Below are 15,166 nucleotides of genomic sequence, written 5' to 3' on the forward strand. Positions count from 1 at the left end.
TAATATGCGTTATCAATTGCCCCCGCGTCGAATCAGCATGAAGCATTTGTTCCCCAGCACCGCCCTCGCCCTATTCATTGGTTTCGGCCTTCTGCCGATGTCGACCAATACGTTCGCAGCCAATAGCTGGGATCAACTTCAGCCCGATCGCGATGAGGTAATTGCCAGCCTCAATGTTGTAGAACTGCTCAAACGCCACCATTACAGCAAACCGCCGCTGGATGATGCGCGCTCAGTGATCATCTACGACAGCTACCTGAAGCTGCTGGACCCATCGCGCAGCTACTTCATGGCCAGCGATATCGCGGAGTTCGACAAATGGAAAACCCAGTTTGACGACTTCCTCAAGAGCGGCGACCTGAATGCCGGTTTCACCATCTACAAGCGTTATCTGGACCGGGTCAAAGCGCGTCTGGACTTCGCCTTGGCGGAACTCAACAAAGGCGTCGACAAAATTGACTTCAACGCCAAGGAAACCTTGCTGATCGACCGCAAGGACGCCCCTTGGCTCAAGACCACCGTAGAGCTCGACGACCTGTGGCGCAAACGCGTCAAGGACGAAGTGCTGCGGATGAAAATCGCTGGCAAGGAGCCCAAGCAGATTCAGGAGACGCTGACCAAGCGTTACAAGAATCAGCTGGCGCGCCTGGACCAGACCCGGGCCGAAGACATCTTCCAGGCCTACATCAATACCTTCGCCATGTCTTACGACCCGCATACCAACTATCTTTCGCCGGATAACGCGGAAAACTTCGACATCAACATGAGCCTGTCGCTGGAAGGCATCGGCGCCGTGTTGCAGAGCGACAACGACCAGGTCAAGGTCGTGCGCCTGGTGCCGGCAGGTCCGGCGGACAAGACCAAGCAGGTAGCTCCCGCAGACAAGATCATCGGTGTCGCCCAGGGCGACAAGGAAATGGTCGACGTAGTGGGCTGGCGCCTGGACGAAGTGGTCAAACTGATCCGTGGCCCGAAAGGCACCCTGGTACGCCTGGAAGTGATTCCGGCCAGCAATGCGCCAAACGACCAGACCAGCAAGATCGTGCCTATCACCCGCGAAGCGGTGAAGCTCGAAGACCAGGCGGTGAAGAAGTCGATCCTCAACCTCAAGCAGGATGGGAAGGACTACAAGCTCGGGGTGATCGAGATCCCGGCCTTCTACCTGGACTTCAAGGCCTTCCGTGCTGGCGATCCGGACTACAAGAGCACCACCCGTGACGTGAAGAAACTGCTGACCGAGTTGCAGAAAGACAAGGTTGACGGTGTAGTCATCGACCTGCGCAACAACGGCGGCGGCTCTCTTCAGGAAGCCACCGAACTGACCAGCCTGTTCATCGACAAGGGCCCGACCGTACTGGTACGCAACGCCGATGGCCGTGTGGATGTGCTCGAAGACGAAAACCCCGGCGCCTTCTACAAAGGCCCGATGGCACTGCTGGTCAACCGTCTCTCGGCCTCGGCCTCGGAGATCTTCGCCGGCGCCATGCAGGACTACCACCGGGCGCTGATCATCGGTGGCCAGACCTTCGGTAAAGGTACAGTGCAAACCATTCAGCCACTGAACCATGGCGAGCTGAAACTGACCCTGGCCAAGTTCTATCGGGTTTCCGGCCAGAGCACCCAGCATCAGGGCGTTCTTCCGGATATCGGTTACCCGTCGATCATCGACACCAAGGAAATCGGCGAGAGCGCACTGCCTGAAGCCATGCCATGGGACACCATTCGCCCGGCCATCAAACCGGCAGTGGATCCGTTCAAGCCGTTCCTGGCCCAGCTCAAGGCCGAACATGAAAATCGTTCGGCGAAGGATCCGGAGTTTGTGTTCATCCGCGACAAGCTGGCCCTGGCACAGAAGCTGATGGCGGAAAAAACCGTCAGCCTCAACGAAGCGGATCGTCGGGCACAGCATGCCGACATCGAAGCCAAGCAACTGGCTCTGGAAAATGCTCGTCGCAAAGCCAAGGGTGAAGAGCCGCTCAAAGAGCTGAAAAAAGAAGACGAGGATGCACTGGCTGCTGCCGAGCCGGACAAAACCAAGCCGGAAGACGATGCCTACCTGAGTGAGACCGGGCGCATTCTGCTGGACTATCTGAAGCTCAACACCTCGGTGGCCAAGCACTGAAGATGATGGCAATTTAATTCGATCGCTCCTCGGATCGTCATTAAACAGTCATCATTCTGTCGTGAAATGAAGGACCGGGCGCCGCTCTTGAATCAGGAGCGGTGCCCGGTCCTTTTTTTATCGATAGAGATCGCCATGACCACGACCGAACAGCTGAGTGCATTGAGTTCAATCCTGGCTCAAAGCGGTTTGCACAGCCTGTTCCAACCGATCATTTCTCTCTCGCAGCGACGCATCCTCGGATACGAAGCCTTGAGCCGCGGCCCCTCCAACAGCCCCCTGCACTCACCGGTCGCCTTGTTTGCCGTGGCCCGCCAGGCCGGGCGCCTGAGCGAACTGGAGATCGCTTGCCGCCACAGCGCCTGCAAACGCTTCAGCGAGCAGCAGTTACCCGGCAAGCTGTTCCTTAACGTATCTCCGGAGTCTCTGCTGGAGGCGGCCCACCAACCCGGCCGTACCCTGCAACTGCTGCAAGACTTTGGCATTCCTCCGAGCCAGGTGGTGATCGAACTCACCGAACAGACCCCCATCGACGACTTTCAGCTATTGCACAATGCCCTGCATCACTACCGGGACATGGGATTTTCCATCGCCCTGGATGACCTCGGCGCCGGTTACTCCAGCCTGCGCCTGTGGTCCGAGCTGCGGCCAGACTATGTAAAGATCGACCGGCACTTTATCGATGGCATCCATCAGGACGCGCTAAAACGCGAATTCGTCGGCTCGATCCTGCAGATTGCCAAGGCATCCCGCGCCCAGGTGATCGCCGAAGGGATTGAGATGCACGAGGAGCTGGCGGTGCTCAGTGAAATGGGTGTCGATCTGGTCCAGGGCTACTTGCTGTGCCGACCGCAGGAACAACCGCCCCGGGATGCCCGGGCGATGATGCCCAAGCATGACCACACCAGCGTGGCACTCAACGATGAAGGCAGTGACCTCAGCGCGCTGCTCAACGAACAGCCCGCCGTGGCCCGCAACACCCCGACAGCCAACGTGCTGGAAGCCTTTCGCCGGCAAGCCAACCTCAACTCTCTGGCGGTCCTCGACGAACAGGGCCAACCCTGCGGGATCGTCCACCGGCATTCGCTTTCGGATGCCCTGCTCAAGCCATTCGCCACCGATCTTTTTGCCCGCAAACCCATCAGCCGCCTGATGAATGACGACTTCCTCGCCGTCGAACTCAGCCAGTCCCTGCAACAGGTGAGCCGCCTGATCACCAGTCGCGCTCGGCAACGCATCGAGGAGGACTTCATCATTACCCTGAACGGGCACTACCTGGGGCTGGGACGGGTAATCGATGTGCTCAAACTGATCACCGAATTGAAAATCCAGCAGGCGCGCTATGCCAATCCCCTAACCCTGTTACCGGGCAATGTGCCCATCCAGCAATGCCTGACCCGCCTGCTGCAGCAAGGGCGCGAGTCAGTGATCTGTTACGTGGACATCGACAGCTTCAAGCCCTTCAACGATATCTACGGTTATGGCCGTGGCGATGAAGTGCTGCTGTGCCTGGCCCAATGCCTGAATGATCGGGTCGATCCGAGTCGTGACTTCGTCGGGCATATTGGCGGGGATGATTTCTTGCTGGTGCTCGGACCTGAAGACTGGCAAAGGCGCCTGAACCAGCTGCTGGACGACTTTCACAGTCAGTGCCGGCGCTTCTACCGCAGCGAACACCTGGAGGCTGGCTGTTTTGTCGCCCCCAACCGTCAAGGAGTGCGTCAGGAGTTCCCCCTGCTGTCACTGTCCATCGGCGTCGTGCACTTGTATCCACAGGCCTGTGGACAACTGGACTCCAGCCAATTGGCAGAGCTGGCGTCCCAGGCCAAGCATCATGCCAAGAATGTTCAGGGTTACAGCATCCACGTGATCGACAGCCTGGAAGCTGCAGCCCGCATGGGAAGCGAGGCGCTCAAGGAACCGATGCGGGATCAGGATGCGAAGACTGATTCAGCTGCGTCAGCTTGAGCTCCGCCAGGGGATGCCCGGCCTTGGCCGAGAGCGTCCACCAACGGCTCGCCTCGGCAGCATCAGGAGCCTTGCTGGCGGAGCCGGCGAGGCTGATCACCCCCAGTTGATAGGCGGCCTTACCGTCACCGGCCAACGCCGCCAGGCGCAGCAGACGAATGCCCTCCTCCCGCGCCCCAAGCCCCTGTCCACGAAAGGTCAGGATGTGTCCGTAGAAACTTTGCGCGTCGACATCCCCCAGATTGGCCATGCGCGCGAATTGCCCCTCCATCCAGCGCCAACTGCGGGGTTCACGGATAAACCACGGCCAATGAAACAACCGGCGCGCCAGCCAATAGCTGAGTCGTGCCTTGAGTCGCCAGAACATTCAAGCCTCCGCTGATTCGGGGTATTCGTACTCGAACACGCGCACCACTTCCGAAGCGTGCCATGAAGCAGCGGCCACGCCATCGGACGGCCCGGAAAAACGTCCCAAACGCTCCACACACTCAAAGAATCCGGTACGAGGCAAACGGCTGGCCCCTTGGCTGATCACCAATGAGCTGCGCAATGGCTGTTCGGCCCGGGCATCCAGGGCCGCCAGATGCTCCAGCGCGGCCGTCAGGGTTTGCATGGCCGGGCTAGGCAGCTGCAATCGCTCCAGCAATGCCCGGTAGGTTAAAAGATGGCGTTGACGACGGGCTTGATCCAGCTCACCCAACAGCCCATCCCAGTGCTGACGACTGATCCTTACACTCACGATTGCTCCCTCCACCCCGGCACCGTCAACTCCCAGGCCAGGCTGCGGCGAATCGCAGCGTCGGGTTGACGCTCGCCACTTTCAATGAGGGCCAGGTAAGACGGACTGATACCTACTTTGCGGGCCAGCGCCTCAATGGCGATGCCCTTCCCTTCGCGCAGATTGCGTAATTGATCCAGGCCCGGAAGACTCTGGGCTGGTGGCGCCGCCTGAGAGGTTGCAGCGGCGTACGGTAGTTGTTCGGTGAGACCTGCGGCTGTCAATAAAGCTTGATACTGAGCCCACGGCAGAACCGCATATTCGGGCTCGCCATCGCGTTCAATAATCTGAATATCCATTACTACCCCGTAGGACAACGACTCTTACCGAGTCGGACTTTTCCCTTGAAGTGTAATCCTAACAGCGGCGGCGGTCGCGGGGAGCATGATTGTTGAGGGAGCGAGTGAATCGCCTCAGTTTTTCCGTGGCCCTTCCAGTTGCAGCTGTTCCGGTGTATCCGGCAGGCGCTCGACCACAGCCAGCTTTTCCGGCATCTGGCGATTACGCCAGGCCCGGAAGGCGCCAAGCTCGTCGTCCAGGGTCTTCATCAACCACGCCAGCACGGCGATGTCGTCAAGCATGCCCAATACCGGGATGAAATCGGGGATCGCGTCCACCGGGCTGAGGAAATACATCAACCCCGCCACCACCGATAGCAAAGCCTTGGCGCTGACGGCGCGATACTCCCCTCGCCAGTAAGCCAGGCACAGCGCCTGGAGCAGGCGCAGGTCCTCCTTGACCTTGCCCAGGCGACCACCTTGGCTAGCCCCCTTGCTGGCCACGGCGAACAACAGCGTCGGTAAACGGCCACGGCTCAGCAACCGACCAGCCAAAGGCAGGAAGCGGGCAAAACTCCAGGGTGCTTTCATCATCACTCCACTGAAATGTTATCCACACAAATTGTGGATAACCTTGTGAACAGAGCTATTTTTCACGGCTGAAAGCCCCGTTTCATAAGGGCTTAGCTCAGATCGGGCGTTTTTTACTCACATAAAAAAACCCATAATTTCATTGACTTGGCAGCCCTCACAGACTACCCACCGCAGATACCCAGTTCTGACCGCCTACGATCGCGCCGGTTCGGACTATTTACCAGCAACGTCCCGCAGAAACGACAACGCCCCGTAAGAACGGGGCGTTGCTTCAGGCGCTGAGACAGGTTACTTGGCGGCGTCCTGCTTGGCTGGATCCTTGATACCCAGCAGCTCCAGTTCAAATACCAGAACCGAGTTGGCCGGGATCGACGGGCTTGGGCTTTGCGCGCCGTAGGCCAGGTCGCTAGGGATGTACAGCTTGTACTTCTCACCCACGTGCATCAATTGCAGGCCTTCAACCCAGCCTGGGATAACGCCGCTGACCGGCAGATCGATCGGGCTGCCACGCTCTACCGAGCTGTCGAATACAGTGCCGTTGGTCAAAGTACCGGTGTAGTGAACAGTGACCACGTCAGTCGGCTTGGGCTGAGGACCGTCAGCCTTCTTCAGCACTTCGTACTGCAGGCCGGAAGCGGTGGTAGTCACGCCGGTTTTCTTGCCGTTTTCCTCGAGGAATTTCTTGCCGGCAGCAGCCGACTCTTCGCTCATCTTGGCCATGCGCTCTTCAGCACGCTTTTGCAGCGCGGCGAAGGCTTCAACCAGTTCGTCATCCTTCAGCTTCTGTTCTTTCTTGCCGACGGCATCTTCAATGCCCTGGGCTACCGCTTTGGAATCCAGATCATCCATGCCTTCCTGGGCGAGACTCTTGCCCATGTTCAGGCCGATACCGTAGGAAGCTTTTTGCGCCGGGGTTTTCAGCTCTACGCTGGTCTGCGAATCACAACCCGCAAGTACCAGGCTAACCAGGGCCACCGCCGCCGCCAACCGATGCTGTTTCATGCTATTTCCTTGTTCATGCGCCTAAAGGGCAATCGAATAAAGCCGCGAGCTTATCAGGCGACCACGACCAATGGCTACCGGCGTAAGAGTAGTAAATGTCCGATAAGTTCACGTCTTTAAACACGTTTTGTACGTTGGGGAACACCCTGCCCATGCGGCTCCGTGAGGCACCGGAACGAGCGCGAATAACCATAGCGCAAGTAATGGCTACTTGCCGCGTCAGAGACGCTCAGGCATAAGGAAAGCAAATTCGACAAGGACGTACATCTTGCGCCTCATCTACCGTGTATTGCTGTTGATTGCCGTGTTGATCGGCATAATCCTGGCCGTAGTCCTGTACTACATCGCCAACCCCAGGCTTCCCGACTACGTGCCCGTCGAGCAGGTGCACTATCTGGAGCAGTGGGATGCCGCCGACCGCCAGACCTACTATTTCACTCCCCAAGGCACTCAGGTCAAAGGCCTGCGCTATGAATGGTTCACCGCCCTGGAGCTGCCCTTCTCCAAACAGTCCTTCGCGGCGCCGGAGTACCTGGCGCGCTTCGGCTTCCTGGTGGAGCCTGGACAGAAAGCCACGACGCAGAATCCCGGCAACCTGCCAGTAGGGTTCGCCCGGCACCAGAACCCAGGCAGCCCGGAACAGTACCTGGACATCACCTGCGCCGCCTGCCACACCGGGGAACTGCGCTTCAACCATCAGGCACTGCGGATCGATGGTGGCTCGGCGCAACACATCCTGCCCTCCAGCGTGCCAACCCTGCGTGGCGGCAGTTTCGGCCAAGCGCTGGTAGCCAGCCTGGCCACAACCTATTACAACCCATGGAAATTCGAACGTTTCGCCCGCAAAGTGCTGGGCGCAGACTATGACGCGCAACATGAACAACTGCGTAAGGACTTCAAGGCCTCGTTGGACACCTTCCTCCGAGTAGCCTGGAACGATACCCATCGAGGCCTCTATCCCACCGAGGAAGGCCCGGGTCGCACCGATGCCTTCGGCCGCATAGCCAACGCCAGTTTCGGCGACGCCATTTCTGCGCAGAACTATCGGGTCGCCAACGCCCCGGTGGATTACCCACAACTGTGGGACATCTGGACCTTCGATTGGGTGCAGTGGAACGGTTCGGCGCAGCAACCCATGGCCCGCAACATCGGCGAAGCCCTAGGGGTCGGCGCCACCCTCAATCTGTTCGACAGCGACGGCCAGCCACTCACCGGCGATGCCCGCTACCCGTCCAGTGTGCGGGTTCGCGACCTCAACCATATAGAAGAAACCTTGCAGCGTCTGAAGCCTCCCACTTGGCCGGAGGCACTGCTGGGCACTGTCGATAAACCCTTGGCTGCCAAGGGCCGCAGTCTGTTCGCCAGCCACTGTGCCGGTTGTCACCTACCAACCGTGAGCGAGAGCAATGGCCGACCAGTGCAGCAACTGAAGATGCTCCCGGTCTCGGTGATTGGCACCGATCCGAACTCCGCCAGCAATATCGCCGACCTGCGCTATGACCTGAGCGCCCTGCAATGGGATACCGCCGAACTGGCCAAGTCCAACGTCGAACTGCACCCGACACCCACTGAACCACTGGACCTGCGCCAACTCTCAGCCGCAAAGGGCCTGGCCTACATCACCGCCTTCGTCGAGGAACGTGCCTACCGCGATGCCAAGGTCTCCCCCGAGGAACGACCACGACTGGATGGCTATGGCCTGCCGATCGGCGTGCGGGAGCTGCGTGCCTACAAGGCCCGGCCACTGGCTGGGGTCTGGGCAACACCGCCTTATCTGCACAACGGCTCGGTGCCCAACCTGTATCAACTGCTTTCGCCGCAATCTGAACGCTCCACCACCTTCTATCGAGGCACCTTCGAATACGATCCCAAGCACTTGGGCTATCGCCCGGAAGCCTTCAAGAACGGCTTTGAATTCGATACCCGCATCAGCGGCAACCACAACAGCGGCCACGAATTCCGTGCCGGGCAGCGTGGCAACGGCGTCATCGGCCCTCTGCTGCAACCTGAAGAACGCTGGGCACTACTGGAATACTTGAAAGTGCTGGGCGGACCGCTGGAGTCACAACTGCCATGAAACTCGATCTCGCAAGAAAACGACCGTCCCTGCTGGGCAGGCTCTGGCTACGCCTCGGCGCATTGCTGGGCAAGACTCTGTTATTGCTGGCCGGTATCGGCCTGTTGGGCTGGGCCCTGGGCAGCGCCTGGTTTGCCTGGCAGCACCGTGGCCCGGTGGCGGTACAGGAGCAGATTCCCGCCGATGAAGCCGCACGCACCCAGGACATCATCCAGACCGCCGTACGCATCGTCGATCAGCATCGTGAAGGCACTCGCTACCTGCGCGATGCCCATGCCAAGGCTCATGGCTGCGTGAAAGCCGAGGTCCAGGTGCTCAAGGAGCTGAATTCGGAACTGCGCCAGGGCGTGTTCACCACCCCCGGCCAGACCTGGCAAGCGACTGTGCGTTTGTCCAACGGCAATGCCTATCCGCAGTTCGACAGCATTCGCGACGCCCGCGGCATGGCGATCAAACTGCTGGATGTTCCTGGGCAACAGCTGATCCCTGCGGAATCAGCGCGACGCGAGCAGGACTTCGTGATGTTCAATCATCCGAACTTCTTCGTCAGCGATGTAGCGGAATATCAACAGAACATTGCCGCCCAGGCGGATGGCAAGAAAGTCGGCGCCTTCTTCCCAGCCTGGGATCCTCGCAGTTGGCAGATCCGCCATCTGTTCATCGCCCTGGACACGCTGTCGCCAGCACCGACCAGCCCGACCCAGACCACCTACTTTTCGGTCTCGCCCTACAAGTTCGGTAACGCCAACGCCAAGTTTCGGGTCATGCCAGACCCGGACAGTTGCCCGGCCTACAGCCTGCCAGCGCAGAACCAGGACCTGCCCAACTTCCTGCGCAGCGCACTGATCCAGCAGCTCTCCAGCGATCGGATGCCCGCCTGCTTCGTGTTGCAGATCCAGCGCCAGGACCCGAGCCGGTTCATGCCGATCGAAGACACCAGCATCGAGTGGAAGGAAAGCGACGCACCGTTTGAAACCGTGGCCCGATTGACGATCCCCGCCCAGGACTTCGACACTCCGGCGCAAAACCTGGCCTGCGACAATCAATCCTTCAATCCCTGGTTCGGTATTGAGGCCCATCGCCCTATCGGTGGTATCAACCGCTTGCGCAAAGCGGTGTACGAAGCTGTCAGTGACTACCGGCACAGCCGTAACGCCGAGCAGTAAGCCCAGAAACAAGAAAAGCGGCCTGCGGGCCGCTTTTTTTGATACCGGATTTGCCCGAAGCCAAACCCCAGACAGCAAAAAGCCCGCGTTAGCGGGCTTTCTGTGGTGACCTGGCGTTCAGTGTTCCAGGTTACCGAATATGGCGCAGCGGACGGGACTCGAACCCGCGACCCCCGGCGTGACAGGCCGGTATTCTAACCGACTGAACTACCGCTGCGCGTAGCGTTGAAAGTAAGTGGTGGGTGATGACGGGATCGAACCGCCGACATTCTGCTTGTAAGGCAGACGCTCTCCCAGCTGAGCTAATCACCCTTTACCTTCGTTGCGGGGCGCATTATGCCACAGAAATTCTTAAAGTGTTGATTTAATTGATAATTTTATCAAAAAAATCTGAATTCCCATGAAATGCCGCATTACCCACAAACTCTTTACAGCAAAAAGCCCGCGCTAGCGGGCTTTCTGTGGTGACCTGGCGTTCAGTGTTCCAGGTTACCGAATATGGCGCAGCGGACGGGACTCGAACCCGCGACCCCCGGCGTGACAGGCCGGTATTCTAACCGACTGAACTACCGCTGCGCGTAACACTGAATGCGAATGGTGGGTGATGACGGGATCGAACCGCCGACATTCTGCTTGTAAGGCAGACGCTCTCCCAGCTGAGCTAATCACCCTTCACGTTCGGTGTGGCGCGCATTCTACGGAGCAGACCCCACTCTGGCAAGCACTTTTTATAATAATTTTTTCAGGCCTTCCAAAGGCTTAGCGAAGGGTTGGCCTGAGCAGCAGCGAAGAGAATAATGCCCTCCTTTGTATAAAGGAGAGATTCACCCCATGTGGTTCAAAAACCTGCTGATCTATCGCCTGACCCAAGATCTGCCTTTTGATGCTGAGGCGCTGGAAACTGCACTGGCGACCAAACTGGCGCGCCCCTGTGCAAGCCAGGAGTTGACCACTTACGGTTTCGTCGCCCCTTTCGGCAAAGGTGAAGACGCCCCGCTGGTGCACGTCAGCCAGGACTTCATGCTGGTAGCAGCGCGCAAGGAAGAACGCATCCTGCCTGGCAGCGTGGTGCGCGACGCGGTAAAGGAAAAGGTCGAAGAGATCGAAGCCGAACAGATGCGCAAGGTCTATAAGAAGGAGCGCGACCAGATCAAGGATGAAATCATCCAAGCGTTCCTGCCCCGTGCCTTTATCCGCCGCTCCTCGACCTTCGCCGCCATCGCCCCGAAACAGGGGCTGATTCTGGTCAACTCCGCCAGCCCCAAACGTGCCGAAGACCTACTCTCCACGCTGCGTGAAGTCCTCGGCACCCTGCCGGTACGTCCACTGACCGTGAAGATTGCTCCGAGCGCGATCATGACCGACTGGGTCAAGACCCAGAAAGCCGCCGACGATTTCTTCGTCCTCGACGAGTGCGAGCTGCGCGACACCCACGAAGACGGCGGCATCGTGCGCTGCAAGCGCCAGGACCTGACCGGCGAGGAAATCCAGCTGCACTTGAGCACCGGCAAGGTGGTCACCCAACTGTCCCTGGCCTGGCAGGACAAACTGTCCTTCATGCTCGACGACAAGATGGTGGTCAAGCGCCTGAAGTTCGAAGACCTGCTGCAGGATCAGGCGGAACAGGACGGCGGCGATGAAGCCCTCGGCCAGCAGGACGCCAGCTTCACCCTGATGATGCTGACTTTCGGCGATTTCCTGCCGGCGTTGTTCGAAGCCCTGGGTGGCGAGGAAATTCCGCAAGGCATCTGACGCCTTGCCCGGATAACCGCTGCGCACTAGACGCCACCGCCTTCGGTGGCGTTTTCACATAATAAGGAACAGGTCATGCGCGCACTGGCTGCACTGAGCCGCTTTGTCGGCAACACCTTCGCTTACTGGGTACTGATCTTTGCCGTGCTGGCATTCCTCCAGCCGACCTGGTTCATCGACCTCAAAGGCGCGATTGTGCCCCTGCTGGGCCTGGTGATGTTTGGCATGGGACTGACCCTGAAGCTCGAAGACTTCGCCGAAGTGGCCCGTCATCCGTGGCGCGTCGCCCTGGGAGTAGTCGCGCACTTCGTAATCATGCCCGGGGTGGCCTGGCTACTCTGCCAGGCCTTCCATCTGCCGCCGGAAATTGCCGTCGGCGTGATTCTCGTGGGCTGCTGCCCCAGTGGCACCTCGTCCAACGTCATGACCTGGCTGGCCCGGGGCGACCTCGCCCTGTCGGTGGCCATCGCCGCAGTCACCACCCTGCTCGCGCCACTCTTGACCCCTGCGCTGATCTGGTTGCTGGCTTCGGCCTGGCTGCCGGTGTCCTTCATGGAGCTGTTCTGGTCGATTCTGCAAGTGGTGCTGCTGCCGATCGTGCTGGGCGTGCTTGCCCAGCGCTTACTGGGCCATCGGGTACAGCATGCGGTGGAAGTGCTGCCGCTGGTTTCGGTGGTCAGCATCGTCATCATCGTCACTGCCGTGGTGGCCGCCAGCCAGGCAAAAATCGCCGAATCCGGACTGCTGATCATGGCGGTGGTGATGCTGCACAACAGCTTCGGCTACCTGCTGGGCTATTTCACCGGTCGACTCTTCAAGCTGCCACTGGCACAACGCAAATCCCTGGCACTGGAAGTCGGCATGCAGAACTCCGGCCTGGGTGCCGCCCTGGCAAGCGCCCACTTCTCTCCCCTGGCGGCAGTGCCCAGTGCCCTGTTCAGTGTCTGGCATAACATTTCCGGGGCCTTGCTCTCGACCTACTTCCGCCGCATGAGTGACAAGAGCGAGCAAAAACTGGAAACACAACGGGTCGGCGACTGAGCCGAAAATTGATCGACCGATCAGTACTGAGCAGTATACTGCGCAGCGCGAGGACGACCTCGCACTCAATCGAGTGACTTATTCGTGGGGACGACCCCATCAACCGATGAGGTCAGCATGTCCTGGATCATTTTGTTGTTTGCCGGTTTGTTTGAAGTGGGCTGGGCTGTGGGCCTGAAATACACGGACGGCTTCAGCCGTCCGTTACCCACCGCCTTGACCATCCTCGCCATGGCCATCAGCCTGGGTCTGCTGGGTCTGGCCATGAAGGAGCTGCCTCTGGGCACGGCCTACGCTATTTGGACCGGGGTCGGTGCCATTGGCACGGTGATCGCCGGGATCATCCTGTTCGGCGAGTCCATGGCCCTGGTGCGCCTGGCCAGCGTAGCGCTGATCATTGCCGGTCTGGTGGGCTTGAAAGTCAGCGCCAGCTGATAGTCAGGTCGCAGAAATAAAAACGCCCGCAGCATTGCGGGCGTTTTTGTGTCCGTCAGAGCATTAACGACGGCTGCCGCGCAGTTGCCCCACCATGGCCTGTAGCTGCGCCGGTTCGGCGGCTTCCACCGCCACGCTCGACCCGGCCACCAGGGTCACTCGTGACCAGAAACGATGGAAGAAACCCTTGCTCGGGTCGCGGCTGAAGAAGCTGCCCCACAGCCCCTGCAAGGCCAGGGGAATCACCGGCACCGGGGTTTCTTCGAGAATCCGTGTCAGGCCGCCCTTGAACTCGTTGATCTCACCATCGGCAGTCAGCTTGCCCTCGGGGAAAATGCACACCAATTCGCCATCGCGAAGATACTGGGCAATCCGCTTGAAGGCTTTTTCATAGATTTCCAGGTCTTCATGCCGGCCGGCAATGGGGATGGTCCCGGCGGTACGGAAGATGAAGTTCAATACCGGCAGGTTGTAGATCTTGTAGTACATCACGAAGCGAATCGGCCGACGTACAGCGCCGCCAATCAACAAGGCGTCAACAAAGGACACGTGATTGCACACCAACAAGGCAGCCCCCTCATCGGGGATCTGCTCCAGATTGCGATGCTCGACGCGGTACATGGAATGGCTGAGCAGCCAGATCAAGAAACGCATGCTGAACTCGGGCACCACTTTGAAGATATAGACGTTGACCGCAACGTTCAGCAGCGACACCACCAGGAACAGGTGGGGAATGGTCAGCTTGACCATGCTCAGCATGACGATGGAAACAATCGCCGATACCACCATGAACAGCGCATTGAGAATATTGTTGGCGGCAATTACCCGGGCCCGCTCATTCTCCGGAGTGCGGGACTGGATCAGCGCGTACAGCGGCACTATATAGAAGCCGCCGAAAACCCCCAGTCCCAGCACGTCGAACAACACCCACCAGGCATGCCCAAAACCCAACACTTCAAGCCAGCCATGACCATTGACACTTTCCGGGATTCCACCGGAATGCCACCACAACAGCAGGCCGAACACCGTCAGGCCAAAGGAGCCGAACGGCACCAGGCCGATCTCTACCTTGCGCCCCGAAAGCTTCTCGCACAGCATCGAGCCCACCGCGATACCCACCGAGAATATGGTGAGAATCAGGGTCACCACCGTCTCGTCACCGTGCATCCATTCCTTGGCATAGGCAGGAATCTGAGTCAGGTAGATCGCCCCGACAAACCAGAACCAGGAGTTGCCGACAATCGACCGCGACACCGCCGGTGTCTGCCCCAAGCCCAGACGCAAGGTGGCCCAGGACTGACTGAAGATGTTCCAGTTCAGGCGCATATCCGGGGTTGCGGCAGCAGCCCGTGGAATGGCCCGACTCGCCAGGTACCCCAACACCGCGACGCCAATGATGGCGAACGAGACGATGGGGGCGTAATGAGCCGAGGACATCATGATCCCGGCGCCGATGGTCCCTGCCAGGATCGCCAGGAAAGTCCCCATTTCCACCAGGCCATTGCCACCCACCAGCTCCTCTTCACGCAAAGCCTGGGGCAGGATTGAATATTTCACCGGGCCAAACAGCGCCGAATGGGTGCCCATGGCAAATAGCGCCACCAGCATCAGCCAGAGATGGTCGAAGACGAACCCCACCGCCCCCACGGTCATGATCGCGATCTCCCCCAGCTTGATCAGGCGAATCAGCGCATCCTTGGCAAACTTCTCACCGAACTGCCCGGCCAGGGCCGAGAACAGAAAGAACGGCAGGATGAACAGCAAGGCACAGAGGTTGACCCAGATCGAGCGATCACCTTCGATGCTCAGCTTGTAGAGAATGGCCAGGATCAACGACTGCTTGAAGATGTTGTCGTTGAAGGCGCCAAGGGATTGAGTGATGAAGAACGGCAGGAACCGCCGCTTGCGGAGCAAGGTGAACTGCGAAGGGTGACTCATCTTCCATGTCCCTGA

General features: G+C 59.2%; 13 protein-coding genes and 4 tRNA genes. 7 read left to right on the forward strand and 10 right to left on the reverse strand.

Features of this window, described 5'->3' with window-relative positions:
- The first annotated feature begins 37 nt into the window (after positions 1-37).
- Entirely contained in the window at positions 38-2,122 is a 2,085-nt protein-coding gene (locus ACSSVC_RS26960) for a carboxy terminal-processing peptidase (protein WP_492611698.1), read from the forward strand.
- 135 nt (positions 2,123-2,257) lie between these two features.
- Positions 2,258-4,090, forward strand: a complete 1,833-nt coding sequence (locus tag ACSSVC_RS26965) for a bifunctional diguanylate cyclase/phosphodiesterase (protein WP_346632257.1) — start codon at positions 2,258-2,260, stop codon at positions 4,088-4,090.
- On the opposite strand, the gene ACSSVC_RS26970 is transcribed toward ACSSVC_RS26965, so the two are convergent.
- The 5 genes from ACSSVC_RS26970 to bamJ form a co-directional block, all read right to left on the reverse strand.
- On the reverse strand, positions 4,035-4,457 hold the full coding sequence (locus ACSSVC_RS26970; protein ID WP_346632258.1) for an SEL1-like repeat protein: 423 nt from the start codon (positions 4,455-4,457) through the stop codon (positions 4,035-4,037). The genes ACSSVC_RS26965 and ACSSVC_RS26970 overlap by 56 nt on opposite strands.
- Complete coding sequence (locus ACSSVC_RS26975) at positions 4,458-4,829, reverse strand: hypothetical protein (RefSeq protein WP_003179080.1); 372 nt, start codon at positions 4,827-4,829, stop codon at positions 4,458-4,460.
- A complete protein-coding gene (locus tag ACSSVC_RS26980) occupies positions 4,826-5,167 on the reverse strand; it encodes a helix-turn-helix domain-containing protein (RefSeq protein ID WP_346632259.1) in 342 nt (113 codons plus the stop codon). Before ACSSVC_RS26980 ends, ACSSVC_RS26975 begins: the two co-directional genes overlap by 4 nt.
- Positions 5,168-5,281: 114 nt before the next feature.
- A complete protein-coding gene (locus ACSSVC_RS26985; RefSeq protein WP_346632260.1) occupies positions 5,282-5,737 on the reverse strand; it encodes a YkvA family protein in 456 nt (151 codons plus the stop codon).
- A gap of 291 nt (positions 5,738-6,028) precedes the next feature.
- On the reverse strand, positions 6,029-6,742 hold the full coding sequence (gene bamJ / locus ACSSVC_RS26990; RefSeq protein WP_346632261.1) for a BamJ family beta-barrel-assembly machinery protein: 714 nt from the start codon (positions 6,740-6,742) through the stop codon (positions 6,029-6,031).
- Positions 6,743-7,010: 268 nt separating this feature from the next.
- On the opposite strand from bamJ, the gene ACSSVC_RS26995 reads away from it, so the two are divergent.
- Both ACSSVC_RS26995 and ACSSVC_RS27000 read left to right on the forward strand, forming a co-directional pair.
- The gene (locus ACSSVC_RS26995) at positions 7,011-8,819 is read left to right on the forward strand and encodes a di-heme-cytochrome C peroxidase (RefSeq protein WP_492611699.1); all 1,809 of its coding nucleotides are present in this window, start codon (positions 7,011-7,013) and stop codon (positions 8,817-8,819) included.
- Positions 8,816-9,985 carry a catalase family protein gene (locus tag ACSSVC_RS27000; protein ID WP_346632263.1) on the forward strand — a complete coding sequence of 390 codons (1,170 nt, stop codon included), beginning with the start codon at positions 8,816-8,818 and terminating at the stop codon, positions 9,983-9,985. The genes ACSSVC_RS26995 and ACSSVC_RS27000 overlap by 4 nt, the downstream gene beginning before the upstream one ends.
- Before the next feature lie 140 nt (positions 9,986-10,125).
- On the opposite strand, the gene ACSSVC_RS27005 is transcribed toward ACSSVC_RS27000, so the two are convergent.
- The 4 genes from ACSSVC_RS27005 to ACSSVC_RS27020 form a co-directional block, all read right to left on the reverse strand.
- Positions 10,126-10,202: transfer RNA gene (locus tag ACSSVC_RS27005), tRNA-Asp, on the reverse strand.
- A gap of 19 nt (positions 10,203-10,221) precedes the next feature.
- A tRNA-Val gene (locus ACSSVC_RS27010) sits at positions 10,222-10,297 on the reverse strand.
- Positions 10,298-10,484: 187 nt separating this feature from the next.
- Positions 10,485-10,561, reverse strand: a tRNA-Asp gene (locus ACSSVC_RS27015).
- A 19-nt stretch (positions 10,562-10,580) separates the two neighbouring features.
- Positions 10,581-10,656, reverse strand: a tRNA-Val gene (locus tag ACSSVC_RS27020).
- Positions 10,657-10,816: 160 nt separating this feature from the next.
- Between ACSSVC_RS27020 and rdgC the strand changes: the two genes are divergently transcribed.
- The 3 genes from rdgC (at position 10,817) to sugE (ending at position 13,213) form a co-directional block, all read left to right on the forward strand.
- Complete coding sequence (rdgC, locus tag ACSSVC_RS27025; protein WP_016967448.1) at positions 10,817-11,737, forward strand: recombination-associated protein RdgC; 921 nt, start codon at positions 10,817-10,819, stop codon at positions 11,735-11,737.
- Between the two features lie 75 nt (positions 11,738-11,812).
- Positions 11,813-12,778, forward strand: coding sequence for a bile acid:sodium symporter family protein (locus ACSSVC_RS27030; RefSeq protein WP_446439248.1), 966 nt, complete (start codon positions 11,813-11,815; stop codon positions 12,776-12,778).
- A 117-nt stretch (positions 12,779-12,895) separates the two neighbouring features.
- Positions 12,896-13,213 (forward strand): quaternary ammonium compound efflux SMR transporter SugE, encoded by a 318-nt coding sequence (gene sugE / locus ACSSVC_RS27035; protein WP_016967450.1) that lies wholly within the window; start codon positions 12,896-12,898, stop codon positions 13,211-13,213.
- A 63-nt stretch (positions 13,214-13,276) separates the two neighbouring features.
- Here sugE and ACSSVC_RS27040 read toward each other — a convergent pair whose 3' ends face one another.
- Complete coding sequence (locus ACSSVC_RS27040) at positions 13,277-15,151, reverse strand: MFS transporter (RefSeq protein WP_492611700.1); 1,875 nt, start codon at positions 15,149-15,151, stop codon at positions 13,277-13,279.
- Positions 15,152-15,166 lie beyond the last annotated feature (15 nt).

The organism is Pseudomonas sp. E1BtOHC1 (genome assembly GCF_058744285.1).

Excerpts from the sequence above, each read along its gene's own strand:
- ACSSVC_RS26960 (WP_492611698.1), top strand. The coding sequence starts at position 38 with ATGAAGCATTTGTTCCCCAGCACCGCCCTCGCCCTATTCATTGGTTTC.
- ACSSVC_RS26965 (WP_346632257.1), top strand. The coding sequence starts at position 2,258 with ATGACCACGACCGAACAGCTGAGTGCATTGAGTTCAATCCTGGCTCAA.
- ACSSVC_RS26970 (WP_346632258.1), bottom strand. The coding sequence starts at position 4,457 with ATGTTCTGGCGACTCAAGGCACGACTCAGCTATTGGCTGGCGCGCCGG.
- ACSSVC_RS26980 (WP_346632259.1), bottom strand. The coding sequence starts at position 5,167 with ATGGATATTCAGATTATTGAACGCGATGGCGAGCCCGAATATGCGGTT.
- ACSSVC_RS26985 (WP_346632260.1), bottom strand. The coding sequence starts at position 5,737 with ATGAAAGCACCCTGGAGTTTTGCCCGCTTCCTGCCTTTGGCTGGTCGG.
- bamJ (WP_346632261.1), bottom strand. The coding sequence starts at position 6,742 with ATGAAACAGCATCGGTTGGCGGCGGCGGTGGCCCTGGTTAGCCTGGTA.
- ACSSVC_RS27000 (WP_346632263.1), top strand. The coding sequence starts at position 8,816 with ATGAAACTCGATCTCGCAAGAAAACGACCGTCCCTGCTGGGCAGGCTC.
- rdgC (WP_016967448.1), top strand. The coding sequence starts at position 10,817 with ATGTGGTTCAAAAACCTGCTGATCTATCGCCTGACCCAAGATCTGCCT.
- ACSSVC_RS27030 (WP_446439248.1), top strand. The coding sequence starts at position 11,813 with ATGCGCGCACTGGCTGCACTGAGCCGCTTTGTCGGCAACACCTTCGCT.
- sugE (WP_016967450.1), top strand. The coding sequence starts at position 12,896 with ATGTCCTGGATCATTTTGTTGTTTGCCGGTTTGTTTGAAGTGGGCTGG.
- ACSSVC_RS27040 (WP_492611700.1), bottom strand. The coding sequence starts at position 15,151 with ATGAGTCACCCTTCGCAGTTCACCTTGCTCCGCAAGCGGCGGTTCCTG.